The sequence below is a fragment of the Tangfeifania sp. genome, assembly GCF_055108615.1.
The window spans coordinates 1-17,049 of sequence record NZ_JBSQIC010000082.1 but is presented as its reverse complement, the minus strand read 5'-3'; the positions used below and the strand labels follow the sequence as shown (position 1 = coordinate 17,049).

General features: G+C 40.7%; 12 protein-coding genes. 7 read left to right on the top strand and 5 right to left on the bottom strand.

What is annotated here, in order from left to right; all coding sequences use genetic code 11:
- The coding region (locus ACTCNA_RS14720) for a RagB/SusD family nutrient uptake outer membrane protein (protein WP_462948693.1) at positions 1 to 1,557 on the top strand (1,557 nt) is incomplete at its 5' end.
- Between the two features lie 123 nt (positions 1,558 to 1,680).
- On the opposite strand, the gene ACTCNA_RS14715 is transcribed toward ACTCNA_RS14720, so the two are convergent.
- The 5 genes from ACTCNA_RS14715 to ACTCNA_RS14695 form a co-directional block, all read right to left on the bottom strand.
- A complete protein-coding gene (locus tag ACTCNA_RS14715) occupies positions 1,681 to 2,079 on the bottom strand; it encodes a hypothetical protein (RefSeq protein WP_462948691.1) in 399 nt (132 codons plus the stop codon).
- Positions 2,076 to 2,309, bottom strand: a complete 234-nt coding sequence (locus ACTCNA_RS14710) for a helix-turn-helix domain-containing protein (protein WP_462948690.1) — start codon at positions 2,307 to 2,309, stop codon at positions 2,076 to 2,078. The genes ACTCNA_RS14715 and ACTCNA_RS14710 overlap by 4 nt, the downstream gene beginning before the upstream one ends.
- 10 nt (positions 2,310 to 2,319) lie before the next feature.
- Positions 2,320 to 2,856 carry a hypothetical protein gene (locus tag ACTCNA_RS14705; RefSeq protein WP_462948689.1) on the bottom strand — a complete coding sequence of 179 codons (537 nt, stop codon included), beginning with the start codon at positions 2,854 to 2,856 and terminating at the stop codon, positions 2,320 to 2,322.
- Between the two features lie 235 nt (positions 2,857 to 3,091).
- Positions 3,092 to 4,396: a hypothetical protein gene (locus ACTCNA_RS14700; protein WP_462948688.1), complete on the bottom strand. Its 1,305-nt coding sequence runs from the start codon at positions 4,394 to 4,396 to the stop codon at positions 3,092 to 3,094.
- Between the two features lie 10 nt (positions 4,397 to 4,406).
- On the bottom strand, positions 4,407 to 5,405 hold the full coding sequence (locus ACTCNA_RS14695) for a porin (RefSeq protein ID WP_462948687.1): 999 nt from the start codon (positions 5,403 to 5,405) through the stop codon (positions 4,407 to 4,409).
- Positions 5,406 to 5,651: 246 nt separating this feature from the next.
- On the opposite strand from ACTCNA_RS14695, the gene ACTCNA_RS14690 reads away from it, so the two are divergent.
- From ACTCNA_RS14690 to ACTCNA_RS14665, 6 genes are all read left to right on the top strand, one after another.
- A complete protein-coding gene (locus ACTCNA_RS14690) occupies positions 5,652 to 6,335 on the top strand; it encodes a response regulator transcription factor (RefSeq protein WP_462948686.1) in 684 nt (227 codons plus the stop codon).
- Positions 6,336 to 6,358: 23 nt separating this feature from the next.
- Positions 6,359 to 8,125, top strand: a complete 1,767-nt coding sequence (locus tag ACTCNA_RS14685) for a sensor histidine kinase (protein WP_462948685.1) — start codon at positions 6,359 to 6,361, stop codon at positions 8,123 to 8,125.
- Between the two features lie 475 nt (positions 8,126 to 8,600).
- The gene (locus ACTCNA_RS14680) at positions 8,601 to 12,890 is read left to right on the top strand and encodes a T9SS type A sorting domain-containing protein (RefSeq protein WP_462948684.1); all 4,290 of its coding nucleotides are present in this window, start codon (positions 8,601 to 8,603) and stop codon (positions 12,888 to 12,890) included.
- An 81-nt stretch (positions 12,891 to 12,971) separates the two neighbouring features.
- Positions 12,972 to 15,899, top strand: coding sequence for a TonB-dependent receptor (locus ACTCNA_RS14675; protein WP_462948683.1), 2,928 nt, complete (start codon positions 12,972 to 12,974; stop codon positions 15,897 to 15,899).
- 127 nt (positions 15,900 to 16,026) lie between these two features.
- A complete protein-coding gene (locus tag ACTCNA_RS14670) occupies positions 16,027 to 16,491 on the top strand; it encodes a toxin-antitoxin system YwqK family antitoxin (RefSeq protein ID WP_462948682.1) in 465 nt (154 codons plus the stop codon).
- 87 nt (positions 16,492 to 16,578) lie between these two features.
- Entirely contained in the window at positions 16,579 to 16,926 is a 348-nt protein-coding gene (locus ACTCNA_RS14665) for a carboxypeptidase-like regulatory domain-containing protein (protein ID WP_462948681.1), read from the top strand.
- Positions 16,927 to 17,049: the final 123 nt, after the last annotated feature.

The window sequence follows — 17,049 nt, the reverse complement described above, 5'->3', positions numbered from 1 at the left end:
TCGCCTTCACAAATACTCACTACTGAAAACATTGAAAGTGCGATTATTTCGGCCTATTCCGTTTTAAACGGACAGTTCGACGAGGCTTCGAATGCATATAACTCTCCGGCTTCAAACTGGAGTTTTGGCGATGTTGTTTCCGACGATGCCTATAAAGGTGGTGGCGGAACAGGCGATCAGAACCAGATTCACCTGATGGAGATTTTTGAAACAACACCTTCAACAATTATAGATGTTGAACGGAAGTGGCTGGCGCTTTACGAAGGCATACGACGGGCAAACCTGGCCATTCGCCTGTTAAACGAAAGTGAAACCTTTGATTCAAATCTGAAAGCCCAACGAATTGCAGAAATGCAATTCCTCAGAGGACATTATCATTTTGAAGCAAAAAAGATTTACGGGAATATTTGCTGGATTGACGAAACAATTGATAGCAAAGACGAATTTTACCTGGTGTCAAACTCCGATTTAAGCGATGCCGAACAATGGACAAAAATTGAAAACGATTTTAAAGCCGCAGTCAATGCGCTTCCCGACAACCAAAATGGCCCGGGAAGACCTACAAAAATGGCTGCAAAGGCCTATTTGGTTAAATGTTACATTTTCCAGGAAAAATGGAGCGAAGCTGCGACAACGGCAGATGAGGTAATTAACTCTGGAAAATACGCTCTGGAACCCAATTTCAGAGATGTTTTCCTTGCTGAAAATGACAATGGCCCGGAAATAATCTTCGCGGTTCAGCACTCTATTAATGATGGCTCGCCAAGTAATTACAATGGCTCAATTGGCGACAGGCTCATGCAGCCCGGCGGCCCCTACGCGAACTATGGATTTCTTCGTCCTTCTCAAAACCTTGTAAATGCATTTAAAACCGATGCAAATGGGTTGCCCGTTGAAGGAGCGGTCCAAAATATTGATGACAGCGTCGATCCACGCATTGATCATACCCTGGCCAGACCCGGAATCCCTTACCTGGATATACAAGTTTATGACTGGACTCCGAGGGAGGCATCAGTTTATGGGCCTTACAGTCCCAAAAAGCGGATGCTTTCGACAAACTCCCCTCACTATTTGTCGGTTTGGCCCTATGTTACAGCATTGAATTATTACATAATCAGGTATGCCGATGTTTTATTATGGAGAGCTGAGGCTGCCATTGAATCGGATGATTTGGAAACAGGTCGGGCCTATATAAACATGGTTAGAAACAGGGCCAAAACAGGCAGTTATGTAAAAACAATGGACGGAACCGCAGATGCCGGCAATTATGTGATTGATATTTACACGCAACCTTTTTCTTCGAAAAATGAGGCCATTGAAGCGCTCAGAACCGAAAGGCGCCTCGAGTTTGCCCACGAAGGCCATCGCTTTTTCGACCTCGTGCGTTGGGGAATTGCAGCAGATGTGATGAACAGTTATTTCGAAACAGAAAAACAAATTCGATCTCATCTCACGAATGCTGCATTTGTAGAAGGAAAAAATGAATACATGCCAATTCCTCAGGTGCAAATGGATTTAAGCCAGGGAAACATGGTGCAAAATCCTAACTACGAATAGTAAATGTAAGATTTAAAAAAGCGCATTTTTTTCATAGATTAGTTTTAGTTAGTAACAAAAAGGTCTGTGGTGTATCCGCAGGCCTTTTTTTCATTAATACCATCAAATTGATTTACAAAATATCTACTCAATATCCTTATTTTCTATTTTATAATCATATTTATAAACTCTCTTTGCTAATTCGCTAAATATCCAGTAATCACCTACTTTATAAATATTTTTACCTTCGATGTTTGGGTTGTACACTTTCAAAATTTTATTCGAATTATTTTGAATATTTACAGAGTCATACCCTGCAAGTGATGGTTCAAGAAAGCTGCCTCCAATATCCATATCTTCCTGAAATAACACCGTTTCATTGGGAGCTATTTGAAGCGTTTTGATAAAGCTACTATCTGATGAGAAAAATATTACTGTGAGGTTCTGCGATGTTAAATTCTTAATGTTTGCATCCATTACAGATACAGGATCGCAACTTAAAAAAATCGGTGTCATTAACTCTATCAAAACTATTTTTTTCATATGTTTCTTTGTTTCTGTTTGTCATTCTCATCAACACGCTCCAAAATGTCTCCGGGTTGACAATCTAAAGACAAACAAATTGCGTCTAATGTTGAAAATCGAACGGCTTTAACTTTACCTTGTTTTAAAATTGACAAGTTTACAGTTGAAATACCAACTATTTCTGAGAGTTCTTTTAATTTCATTTTTCGTTTTGCCAACATGACATCTAAATTCACTACAATAGCCATAATTCCAAATTTAAATTGTCAACGAACTTTCAATTTCATGGATTAAATCATCATAATTCTTTTCGTTTTTCCCCCAGGAATATATTTGGAACAGGGTTACCGAACAGAATTTCATAATTGTATCATCCCCAATCGTATCAAAACTTATATACAGGTTCTCACCCCAGGATTTCCAGGTGATAGTTGTAATGGCCAAAATTTCAAAATTTTCCTTATCGGCCTTAACCAATTTAAACTTTGAATCATTGATAACTTCAATAATCTTTTCAAACATCATCTCTTTCGGGATATCGAATTCTTTCTCAAAACGAACCTTTGAAGTAAGCAGATTGAATCGACTGGTAAAATAATTTTTAAACAAAAGTGATTTCCTAATAATGAGGTTGAATATAAAAAATCCCAGAATGACGAATATGGTAATTATTAAACCAAGATTTTCATGTTCTAAATGGTATCCGCTTAAAACCGGAATAAGAACAATTAACGCTAAAACAACAAACCATATCGTAATGTCCTTTAAAGTTGGAGTATGTGTAATATATTTCATGATTAATAGTTTAAATATTGAGAGCAAAGATAAAATGAAATAATGCAATACGAAATTTAATTAATGATTATCGTTAATTAATTTATATTTAAAATAAAAATCAGACTCCCCCTTCTGACACAGATATTATCCTATTGAAAGGCCTTCGACAAAATCTACGCCTTGAAACAAATGCACGAATTCCAAATCCGAGATAGCCGCGCAATCGCTAGTTTTATTTCGTAATGTAAGATGATTACTCCGTTAGCAACGTCCATCCTTCAATCCAGTTGTCTTCGCCAAAAGCGCCTTTAAAATCTACAATCTGAAACCAGGAGTTGGGATAAGTGTGGAGGTCGCCTTCTATTTCCTGCAAGGGAACGTAGTTGCCATTTTGCCAGTCGATTTCAGGGTTCTCGATACTGTTTTGAGCTACATTGAAGTAGTGGTTCCATTCATTCCTGTTTTCTTGTGTATAAATTCCTGAAAGCTGGAAAACTGAACCTGAATTGCCCACATTGTAAAACAAATTATTTTTTACTGACAAACTTCCTGATTTCCATTGTCCGAAACTATCATGTTGTTGATCGGTAACTTCCAGAACAATTCCTTTTGCCTTGTTTAAAAAGACGGAATTGGCAATTACTCCCCCGGCATTCCGCTCAAACACAGCGCAGGTGCCGTTTCCGGTTTTGCCGTTTCCAATCATAGTGGCGTTATAAATTTTGGGCAACGATTGCGGCAGCCCGATAACCGGATCGACTCCGCCGCCGGCCTCGATTAAATTATCGCCCAGGTACTCCGATTGAACACCGAGCCAGAATTGCCCATTGCCGGTCCAGCCCAAATCATAATCGAACGCTTCATCGTCGCATCCCGAAATAACAATGTTTTCAAGATTAACTGTCCCTCCAAATATTTCGATGCCATCATCGTTGTTGGCAATCACTTCCACATATTCAATTTTGGTATTTTGTCCCACGCCGCCGAGGGTGAGCCCGTTAATTTCGTTGCCTTCGCCAATGTTGGTGCCCCCATGCCGGATAGAAACATAACGCAGTTCTCCTGAGTTATCGTTTTCATCCACTCCGCCGTAAACTCCGCGCGGTTCGGCAAGTGGAATTCCTTCAATGGAGGCCTCGCCTCTTTCTAAGTTGACGGGCGCATTTCCAAGAATAATCAATCCTCCCCATAATCCGCGTGCATCTTTGGTTACCGAGCCTTCCAGGTCGTCGCCTTCGGCAGTAAAAATAATCGGTTCGTCGCGTGTTCCGTTGGCAATAATTTTGCCGCCCCGCGACACAATCAGCGCGCTGGCATTTTCGGCCTGCCCCGCCCTGAAACGGATCACAGTTCCGGGCTCGATGGTAAGCACCTGCCCGTCGTTCACAAACACAAAACCCTCAAGAATGTATTCATTTTCTTTTGTCCAGGTTACCGTTCCGGTTCCGCTTCCATTGTCGCGAAGCACTTCCTGGTTGCCCTGTAAATAAAAATCGCTTTTCCGGCAACCGGCAAAAACAACAACAATTATGAATAGTGATAATAATGTACGAACCATTGATTCTTTTTTAGAATTTTACACCAAGGTTTAAAAACACGAAAGCCTCTCCTTCGCTGTTGGCCGCCCACGGTTGCCAGTCGTGGTAATTCAGCGCCATTTTAATATTCTTAATCGGGTTGTATTGTAACCCCGTAACCAATGCCGAGCCGTCATTAGCCAAGTTCCACGGAATCGTTTCTCCTTCGAGAATGTTCGATTCTATTTTATCGAACCGGGCAAACAACTGGTACTGGCCAGTCAGGTTGTATTTCCCGTAAATGGAGTAACCCGAAATGTTGTGGTTTTCAACCCAACCATTGTTTTTCCTCCAGATGACTTCGCCGGCAATGTTCCATTTCCCGTTGAAATCGTACGATGAAAAAAGCAGCAGTGTTGTTTCCATCAAATTATTGTACTGAAAGTCATAAAAAACGCGCGAGGTAAAATTTCGGGGATACTGCACCGTGGAGCCAACACCGTATTTAAAAATGCCATCGGTTTGAATGTTGTTGTATCCCTCGCCATTCATAATCGTGAAATCAGCATCAATCAGCTCATTGAATTCATAATGAAAATTCATTCCCAAATCGGCCGAGGAGCCCAGTTTATATTCATCGGCCAGCGATTTCATCAGGTAGCGTCGTTCCCAGATTTTCTCCTGAAGTTTGAACTGCTTCAAACCAATCAGCCCAAACTCAACTTGCAGTTTATTGTGCGAAAATCGTAAATAGGCATTTTTAAAATAGGCATACCTACGCAGTTTGGAATAGGGAGAAAGGTCGTTGGGGCTACCCACATCGAGGTTGATTTTGGCATAAAACTGCGGGCTGAATGTGTATTCATATCCGAGGTAACCCCGCACCAGTTCGAAAGCCGCCTCATCAACCGCTTCTCCTGAAAACCCATTGTGAAAATTGGCGAAAATGGTGGCAAATGCTTTCCCCGACGGTTCAAACTTTTCCTCCTGACTAAATGTTGTAATACCGATTAGAAAAAGGCAAAAAGTTATTGCTGATTTTTTCATCATTCATTATGACTTGTTGACTTGGCGACAAATATATATTAATAACATTTAATTGTTTAGCAATCGTTTTGTAATATCTTTCATTTAACTATACAAAAATTAAACATGTGTTAAACTCATGTTTACTTATTGTTGCCTCAATGTAAAATTCAAAACCAGGTTTTAACTCAACATTAATCAATTTGTAATATTTACACCGTTTTAATATTTACCTTAACTTTACAAAGTATAAATCAGAATCAGCAAAAAATGGAAGGAAACCACAGAATACTTATCGTTGACGATGAAAAAGATTTGTGTGAAATCCTCCAGTTTAACCTGGAGAGTGAAGGTTTTCACATTGACGTGGCCTACTCGGGCGAAGAAACGCTGAAAAAGCCACTGAATGAATACGACCTGATATTGCTGGATGTGATGATGGGCGGCATGTCGGGTTTTAAAACGGCCAACATCATACGTAAAGAGAAAAACCTGCCCGTGCCAATAATTTTTTTAACGGCCAAAGGTGAAGAAAACGACATATTAACCGGGTTCAATGTGGGGGGCGACGACTACATTTCGAAACCTTTTTCAATTAAAGAGATAATTGCCCGCATAAAAGCCATACTGAAAAGGGGTGCAAAAACGCGAGATGACCAAAACCAGCTGGTATTTAAAAATTTAATTGCCGATAAAAAACGAAAAGAAATTTCACTGGAAGGGCAAACTATTAATCTCACACGCAAAGAATTCGAAATTCTCATCCTGCTCATGGACAATATGGATCAGTACATCAGCCGCGAAGAAATTCTGAAACAAATTTGGGACGACGATGTAATTGTTACCGAGCGCAACGTAGATGTAAACATTGCCCGGTTGCGCAAAAAAGTTGGCGAATATGGTGCCAATATCAAAGGAAAATCGGGGTACGGGTACTGTTTTCGTGATAAATAACCCTACAAAACAAGAACTGCACTGTGTTTAAAAAATCATTCAGAGGCGAAATATTTTTCTATTTTATCATCGTTTTTATCCTTTTTACGGTAGCTATTCTCACGTTTCAATATCAGCGTGAAAAAAGATACCGTACCCTCCAACTGGAAAATACCCTTGATAATATTAGCGAAATTACCTACAAATTTGTCGAACAGAACAACCTGATAGCCAATAACAACATCGATCGCGTAAATGAACTAAAAAGTATTTTACCTCAGCCACACACCCGGATAACACTCATAAACAAAGCGGGTAAGGTTCTGTACGACAGCTTTGTGCCCGAATACCAGGAGATGGAAAACCATCTTCACCGCCCCGAAATAAAAAAAGCAATCAACCACGGCACAGGTTCGAATATCCGGGTATCGGAAACCACCAACCAGGAATTTTACTATTACGCGAAAAACTATCCCGATTTTTTTGTGAGAATAGCCGTTGTTTACGACTTCCAGATTAAAAACTTCTTGAAAGCCGAAAGTGTCTTTATTTTCTTCATTATTTCCGTATTCGGGGTAATCGGGTTGTTGCTCTATTTTGTGACGGGCCGGTTATCGGTTTCGATTACCAAGCTGAAAAATTTTTCGATTAAAGCCGGAAGAAACGAGCGCATCGAACTCGACACTTCATTCCCCGAAAACGAACTGGGAATCATTGGAAGTCAGATTATTCGTATTTACAACAATCTGAAAAAAACAAAAGATGAACTGTCGAATGAAAAGGAAAAACTATTTAATCACCTGAATGCGTTAAATGAAGGCATTGCCTTTTTCTCTCCCAAAAAAGAAAAAACCCTTTCGAACAGTCATTTTATACAATACCTTAATATTATCTCTCAACGAACAATCAATTCGTCGGAAGCTATTTTCGAGTTGACCGAATTCAAAAAATTAAATAACTTCCTGGAAGAACACATTGAAAACCCAAAACTGTTTACAACGGATGAATTGCCACAGTTAGAATACATTATTAGAAAAGGTGATAAATATTATAAAATTCAAAGTATTGTATTCCTGGATTTAAGTTTTGAAGTGATGATTACCGATATCACAAAACTGGAAAAACGAAGATTAATGAAACAGCAACTCACTTCGAACATTGCACACGAATTGAAAACACCGCTGGCTTCCATAAAAGGATACATCGAAACCATGCTCGAAAATCAGCCTGTGCCCGAAGACAAACAGGAATATTTTCTGACGAGGGCTTTCTCTCAGGCCGAAAGATTAACTTCCCTGATTAACGATGTTTCGCTTTTGAATAATATTGAAGATGCAGGCGAACTGTTCCCGTTCAAACCGGTTGATATCAAAAAAATTGTGGACGAAGTGTATGAGAATTTTGCCAACCGGATGCAGGTGAAAAACATTAGGTTTGAAACAGGTGTTAAAAAAGGGACCGTCATCCGGGGAAATGATTCGCTTCTGTTTTCTATCTTTCAGAACTTTGTGGAAAACTCCATTAACTATGGTGGAACCGGAATAACCATCAGCATAAAAGTTTACCATGAAGATGAAAAATATTATTTCTTCTCCTATTCCGATGATGGCGAGGGAATTCCACGGAAACATCTTTCACGCATTTTTGAACGCTTTTACAGGGTTGACCACGGACGCAGCCGTGAAAAAGGCGGAACCGGGCTGGGACTGGCCATCGTAAAAAATGCCATTCAGCTTCATAAAGGCGATATTTCGGTAAAAAACAACCCAAAAAAAGGAGTGGAGTTTTTGTTTTCGCTGTCGAAGAAATAGATAAGATAATGTTTCGGTGGTAGCCTGCACCATTGAAGAACCCGATATAATTTCGCTTAAAGACTATTCAGTCTATAATCCTTTATATGGATTTTTATTCTCTCACTCCATAAAATAAAAACTTCATTCCGTTTTAAATATTGGCAACAATTTCACTTCATCGTTAAATTATTATTACCTCTTCAATATCCATATTCCTATTTATCAAAACATTAAAGCTATCGACAGCTTTTGTTTCCAGTTGCTTTAGAGATATTACACTTTTATTAAAGAAATGTAATAATAGCTTAAATAAACTGTAACCGGCATGTAATATTATTGAAGTTGATTCGCCTTCGAAAAACATTAATAAATTCCAGTAAATTAAGTATTTATAAAGACTGAAGAAACAAAGCTCTAAACAAATAATCATTTGATTGTTTGCTTAAAATAATTAAACAGGAATGGATTTCTAATTTTAAAACTTAAGAATAATATGATGAAAAAATTTACTTTTCTTATTGCTTTGATTATCATGGTAGTTGTAGCCAATGCGCAAATTACAATTACCGACGATGATTTAACAAACCAGGACGTAACCTGGACAGCAGACAATACATACTTGCTTGATGGTTTTGTTTACCTTGAAGGAGGAACCCTGACTATTGAAGCAGGTACTGTAATTAAAGCGAAAGCAACTCCCACCACAGGTGATAATGCATCCGCTTTGATAATCACACGCGATGCCAAAATAATGGCTGAAGGAACTGAAGATATGCCAATTATCTTCACTGCAGAAGATGATGATGTGTCCGACCCAAATGATTTGACACACGAAGACCGTGGATTATGGGGAGGCATCGTCCTTCTTGGCTACGGAGTCATCGGAGACGAGACTTCCGAAGCTTCCATTGAAGGAATTCCTGCGGGTGAAACCCGTGCCTCTTATGGTGGGGATGACGACAGCCACAATGCCGGAATATTGAAATATGTTTCTATCCGCCACGGTGGTGCTGAACTGGCTCCCGGAGATGAAATTAACGGACTTTCAGTCGCAGGTATTGGCCATGAAACCGTACTTGATCACATCGAAGTATTTTCAAACTCAGATGATGGTTATGAATTCTGGGGTGGAACTGTAAATGCAAAATACCTGGTAGCAGCATTTTGTGGCGATGATGCTTTTGACTATGATGACGGCTGGCGTGGAAACGGACAGTTCTGGTTTGCTATCCAGGCTGCTGATGAAGCTGGTTCGGCTGGAGAACATGACGGAGCACATCCGGATGATAACGACCGTTTCTCGAAACCGACCATATTTAATGCAACCTACATTGGTCCCGGCGTAGATGCAGTTAATGACGATGTGGCCTTAATGTTGCGCGACGGAGCAGGTGGCATGTACGTTAATTCAATTTTTACCGAATTTCCTGCAAAAGCAATTGAAGTTGAAGATCGGGCTGCCAGTGTTGGTACAGATGCTCGTAAACATATGGAAGATGGTGATCTTGTTCTTCAAAATAACATCTGGTGGGATTTCGGTTCAGGCGATGAATTCACTGCAAATGAAATGATTCAGGTTACTGAAGATGCAGAAGATGCCAATGCATCTTTTCTGGCATCTCATATGACAGAAAATACGAACAGTGTTGAAGATCCAAAACTTCGTGGTATCAGCCGTGAAGCCGATGGAATGCTTGATCCAAGGTTAGGCGGCGGAAGCCCGGCAACTAAAAATCTGGCACCGATTCCCGAGATTGCTTTCTTTACTACTGCTCCATACAAAGGCGCATTTGGTTCAGAAAACTGGGCAATGGGATGGACGGCAACCGATGCACTCGGATATTTTGGTGATTTGCCATATAACGGCGATAATATTATTGAAGTTAGTGACGATGATCTTACCACTGAAGATGTGACCTGGACCGCTGACAATACATACCTGTTAGATGGTTTTGTTTATCTCGAAGGAGGTACTCTTACCATTGAACCAGGCACAGTAATTAAAGGTAAAGCGACCCCTTCAACCGGTGATAATGCTTCTGCTTTAATCATTACCCGCGATGCAAAAATTATGGCCCAGGGAACACCCGAACTGCCGATTATTTTTACCGCAGAAGATGACGATGTAAACGACCCGGCCGACCTTACTCACGAAGACCGTGGTCTTTGGGGAGGACTTGTTCTTCTTGGTTACGGTGTAATTGGAGATGAAACTACTGAAGCTTCAATCGAAGGCATTCCTGCCGGTGAAACTCGTGCTACCTATGGCGGAGACGACGACACTCACAACGCCGGGAAATTGCAGTATATTTCAATTCGTCACGGTGGCGCAGAATTAGCTCCCGGGGATGAAATTAACGGACTTTCAGTTGCCGGAATCGGCAGTGAAACGGTTATGAATCACATTGAAGTATTCTCCAATTCAGATGATGGATACGAATTCTGGGGAGGTACAGTTCGTGCCAATCATTTGGTAGCAGCATTCTGTGGTGATGATGCATTCGATTACGACGATGGCTGGAGAGGTGGCGGCCAGTTCTGGCTTGCAATCCAGGCTGCTGACGAAGCCGGTTCTGCCGGGGAACATGACGGTGCACATCCTGATGATAACGACAGGTTCTCAAAACCGACAATTTCCAATGTTACCTACATTGGTCCCGGAATGGATGCAGTAAATGACGATGTTGCACTAATGCTTCGAGATGGTGCTGGTGCGTATTATATGAATTCCATTTTTACAGATTTTCCGGCAAAAGCTATCGAAGTGGAAGACCGTGCAGCCGATGTTGGTACAGACGCGCGTAAACACATGGAAGATGGTGACCTTGTTATTAAAAACAATATCTGGTGGAATTTTGCTTCAGGCGATGAGTTCACTGCCGATGAAATGATCCAGGTAACTGAAGATGCTGAAGACGCTTCAGCTGCTTTCCTTGCAACGCACCTTACAAATAATGACAATAGTGTAGAAGATCCGATGTTACGTGGTATCAGCCGTGATACTGACGGTCAGTTCGACCCAAGACTTAAAGCAGGAAGCCCTGCATGGTCAAACGTTTCGGAAGAGTTAAAATCAGCAACTGATCATCATGAAGGACTTGAAAAAGTAACCTACAGCGGAGCTTTTGGTTCCAATAACTGGGCAGAAATGTGGACCGCCCTCGATGCAATGGGATATTTTGGAGACCTTCCTTACTCAGATGACGAAAATATGATTGTCATTACCGATAGTGATTTAAACAACGATGCACACTGGACTGCAGACAACACTTATTTACTCGACGGTTTTGTATATCTTGAAGAAGGAACATTAACTATTGATCCGGGTACGGTAATCAAAGGAAAAGCCACTCCTTCAACCGGGGATAACGCTTCTGCCCTTATTATTACCCGCGATGCAAAAATTATGGCCCAGGGAACACCTGAACTGCCAATTATTTTTACTGCTGAAGACGACGATGTAAACGACCTGACCGATCTTTTTCACGAAGACCGTGGTCTTTGGGGAGGTCTTGTTCTTCTTGGATACGGTGTTATCGGTGACGAAACAACCGAAGCTTCAATTGAAGGTATTCCTGCCGGTGAAACACGCGCTACTTATGGTGGTAACGACGATACACATAACGCTGGTAAATTGCAGTACATTTCAATTCGCCACGGTGGTGCCGAACTGGCTCCGGGCGACGAAATCAATGGCTTGTCAGTTGCAGGTATCGGAAGTGAAACAGTGATGGAACACATTGAAATATTTGCCAACTCAGATGATGGTTTTGAATTCTGGGGTGGTACAGTTCAAGCCAATTACCTGGTTGCTGCTTTCTGTGGCGACGACGCTTTTGATTATGATGATGGCTGGAGAGGTGGTGGTCAATTCTGGTTTGCTATCCAGGGGGCTGACGAAGCTGGCTCTGCCGGAGAACACGATGGTGCTCACCCGGATGATAACGACCGTTTTTCGAAACCGACCATTTCAAATGTAACATACATTGGTCCGGGGATGGATGCAGTAAACAATGATGTAGCTTTAATGCTTCGCGATGGAGCAGGTGGTATGTATGCCAACTCTATTTTTATCGATTTCCCGGCAAAAGCAATTGAAGTGGAAGACCGCGCTGCCAGCGTTGGAACAGATGCACGTAAACACATGGAAGACGGCGGCCTCGTACTCAAAAACAATATCTGGTGGAATTTTGCTTCAGGCGACGAATTTTCGGCCGATGAAATGATTCAGGTTACCGAAGATGCTGAAGACGCAACTGCTGCCTTCCTTGTAAATCACCTGGTTGCCAATAACAATACTATCGAAAATCCTATGATTTCAAGTATCTCTCGTGAACCAGACATGACGCTGGATCCACGTCCACACCCAATGAGCCCGGCATGGAGTAATGTTGCTGCAGTTGAAGGTGCTGCGAATGTTGACTATCGCGGCGCATTTGGTAACGAAAACTGGGCTGAAATGTGGACAGCGCTCGATATGATGGGTTACTTTGGAGATGTTTATGTTTCTGTTGAAGAAGTTAATGTAAATGATTTCAGATTAGGACAGAACTATCCGAATCCCACTAACGGCAACACAACCATTGAATACACCTTGCCTGAATCAGCTAATGTAAACCTTTCAGTTTACGATATTACCGGAAAACTGGTTCAATCTGTAGTAAGTGAAAACCAGCCAAAAGGTAATTACAATGTTACTGTAGGCGGATTAAAACAAGGCATGTATTTCTATCAGTTGGTAGCTGGTGAAAACAAAGCAACCAAAAAAATGATTGTAAAATAATTTAACACTTAAATATAAAATATCCCCCGGAGAATTTTACTCCGGGGGTATTTTTTTGACGACAAACAAATAAATTTCTAAATGAAGACACAGTTGGTAAAAATTATCAGTTTCTTTTTCTTCATCATTCTGTCATCACAACAAATCATAGCACAAGAAACAGGAACTGTAAGAGGAACAGTAACGGACGAAGAGTCCGGTGAAACGCTCATTGGGGTAAATATTGTAATTGAAGGTACCACCAAGGGAACAATTACCGATTTCTACGGTAATTTCAATTTAACAAATGTACCTGCAGGAAAAGTCAACCTGGTATTTAGTTACATTTCATACACAACCAAAACAATTTCAGATGTTGAGGTAAAACCGGGCGACGTTACAGTAATGAACGTTCAGATGGCACCTGCAACCGAAGAAATTGCAGAAGTAACTGTTACAGCACAGCAGTTAACAAACACCGAAAATGCAATCCTCAGTATGCAAAAGAAAGCAGAAGGAATTCAGGATGGGATTTCGGCGCTTGAAATGAAAAAATTTGGCAGCTCAAATGCTGCTGAGTCAATGATTAAGGTTACCGGAGTATCGGTAATGAATGGTAAAGATGTTTTTGTGAGAGGACTTGGCGACCGCTACTCGAGCGTCCAGATGGATGGTCAGCAGTTGCCCGGAACCGATCCTTACAAAAATTCAGCCGACCTCGACCTGATACCTGCAAACCTGCTTGAAAACATTATCACTTCAAAAACATTTACTCCCGATCTTCCCGGAACTTTTACCGGTGGAAATGTAAACATCAGAACCAAATCGTTCCCCGAAAGATTTACACTGAATTTTGGAATTTCTGCTGCTTACAACGACCAGGCTTCTTTGAACGATAATTTCTTGACCTACGAAGGAGCTTCTACCGATTGGCTGGGATACGACCAGGGTTTTCGGGATATTCCTGACATTCTGCTGGAACGCGGAGATAAACTGACTACCAACCTTTATGTCCGTGCACGTCAGGGTGAAAAATATCCGGAAGAAGCAGCACTTCTCGATGAAGCTGCCCGTTCAGTAAATTCACAAATGAGCCCCACAACAATGACAAGCCCGCTTAACCAGAAAGTGACTTTTTCACTGGGAAATCAGTGGGAAGTTTTTGGCAATAAGCAAATTGGTTTTGCAATGGGTATAAATTATCGCCGCGATTTTTCTTTTTACGAAAACGGAACTTCGGCAAACTGGGAGTTGGTGCAGGCAGGAGCAGAAAGCCTGGGTGAAAGATATGTTCTTGAAGACTCGAAAGCAGTGGAAAATCCACAAATAAACGGCCTTGCAACACTGGCTTTTAAATACAGTCCAAGCGGCTCAATTGAGTTCAACTACTCTTATAACCATGATGCAGAAAAAGCTGCACGTTTGCAGGATGGTATTTTCCCGGCAGCGCTTTCCGGAACAACCCGTTTTCAAACACGGGGTTTAAACTTCACAGAGCGCGAATTGCAAATGTTTAAATTAAAAGGAAACCAGGTAATAAAAGGCTTGAACAATACAAGAATCGATTATAGTGCAAGCCAGATTCAGTCAACGCAAAATGAACCTGACGTTCGGCTCTTTGCAAATTCTTACCGCCTTGATGAAAACGGTGTAGATACAACGGGTTACTACATGTCGAGGGCTGAATATGATATGCCATTTCACTTTTGGAGAGAATTGAATGATGATCAGTTGCAAGGTCAGGTTGATATTACCATACCTTTTGCTCAATCAAAAAATACATCCAACAAAATAAAAATTGGCGGATTCTATTCCAATAAAGACCGCACCTTCTCAGAAACAGCTTATCAGTACGAAAGAAATAAAGGAGAAATCTATAACGGTAATCCGGATTTCTATTTCGGACCGGAAAACACCGGTATAATTGGTGTCGATTCGAGGGACAGAAACATTATTGGTAACTATCTTTACAATCAAACCAAACATCAAAACAATTATTTAGGAAATACCGAGGTGAATGCCGCTTATGGTATGGTGACCTACAATCTAACTCCAAAGTTTAAAACAATTTTGGGACTTCGCTATGAAATTACCAAAATGAATGTGGAACTAATGGATAAAGAAGACGTTGTTGCATTAACTTACATTCCCGACGTTCAACTTCTTGATTATAAAGGAAATATCGATGTGCATGATTTCTTGCCATCGCTGAACCTTGTTTATGCATTAACCGATAATGCCAACCTGCGTCTTTCGGGAAGCCAGACGATAGCCCGTCCGAATCTTAGAGAGCTGGCTCCGTTTGCATCATTCGATTTTATTGGAGGTGTAATTTATAACGGCAATCCGCAACTCGACAGAACAGTTGTTCAGAACTACGATTTACGCTGGGAGTGGTTTATGCGTCCCGGCGAATTGCTGGCGGTAAGTGCCTATTACAAGCATTTTGAAAATCCAATTATCCTTCAGTATTTGCTCGAGGTAGCCAATCCACAAATCATGTATCAGAACACAGAAGAAGGTGAGCTTTACGGCTTTGAAATTGAAGCCCGAAAAAATTTGGATGTTATTTCCCAATCATTGCGAGATTTCTCAGCCGGGTTTAATTTATCGTTGATTAAATCAATGGTAGATGTGAATGAATTTGAGCAGGAAACAGCCGAAAGAAATGACTGGGAAGTTAAAAAAACAAGGCCTTTCCCCGGTCAGTCACCTTATCTTTTAAATTTGAATTTGAGTTACAACAATCCGGTTATTGGATTAAACTCAACCCTTTCATTTAACAAGTTCGGCGACCGTATGACAGAAACAAATGTTGACACACCCGATATTTACGAATCTTCAGATGGTATGCTGAATTTCAACTCCAGCAAAAAATTCATGAAGAACTTTTCAGTTGGGTTCAAGGTGAAAAACATTTTGGATTCAAAATTCACGAAAGCTGTAACTTACAATGATAAACAATTTATTTATCAGCAATACGAATTAGGAAGAACATTCACTTTATCATTGTCTTACAGCATAAACTAAATTTATGATATGTGTTTGATGACAGGTTGGTGATTTTTTTACCAGCTTTTAAGTTCCGGGCAAATTGCCCGGAACTTTCCTTCAAAAATTATATATTTAAAATCTTCTTTCAAATAAATAAGTAAAAATGAACAAAATCATCTTTATTATAGGAATCGCCTCGATGCTCATGGCAGGAATGAACCTCAGTGCACAGGATATTACCGAAAAAAACGGACTATACTATAAAAACGGGGAACTTTATTCCGGAACATATACGGCAAAATTTGAGAATGGCCAGGTAAAAATGGAAATGAAACTGAAAAACGGGAAAAAGCACGGGAAAGTGAAAATTTATTTTGAAAACGGCCGGTTAAATGAAATCCGCTCCTATAAAAATAACCTGATGCACGGCAAGTGGGAAATGTATAACCGCGATAACATTCTCGTTTCAGTGGCCCGTTACAAAAACGGGAAGAAGCATGGCAAATGGAAAATCTGGAACGAAGAAGGAAATTTGCTGTACGAGCTGCAATACGACAACGGAGAGAAAAGCGGAACCTGGAAAAATTACAACGAGAAAGGTGAATTGATTAAAGAAAGAAAATACTGAACTCAAATGTAATAAAAGTGTAATAATTCTGTAACTCCCGTTTAACAGCACCACCTTACTTTTACATTGAATTAAAATTCATAAAAAATGAAAAAATTACTATTCGCTGCACTAATCGTATTTCTTGCATTTGCAGTAAATGCCGAAGAAAAAAAAGGAAAAGCAACAGTTGACACCAACAGCGAAGCAACTACCGTTTTATCCGGTATAGTTGCCGATTCAAACTCAGGTGAATTACTGGTTGGTGTGGAAGTTCTGTTGGAAGGAACCGACATGAAAACGTACACTGATTTCGACGGGAACTTCACCTTCAAAGTAAAACCGGGTGAATACAAAGTTGTTGCAAACTACATTTCGTACAAGAAAACTACAGAAACACTGAAGGTAGATAATGAGAAGAACCGTGTGCAAATAAAGCTGGAAAACTCAAAATAAAAGTTGTTTACTCATCCTTTCGCAAAAAATTCCCTTTGCCGTTTCTGCCCCGCAGGAGCGGTTTTTTTTACCACCCTGGTACAAAACTCAACCCAAATACGCCGTTTTCCCATCCTCCGTTTT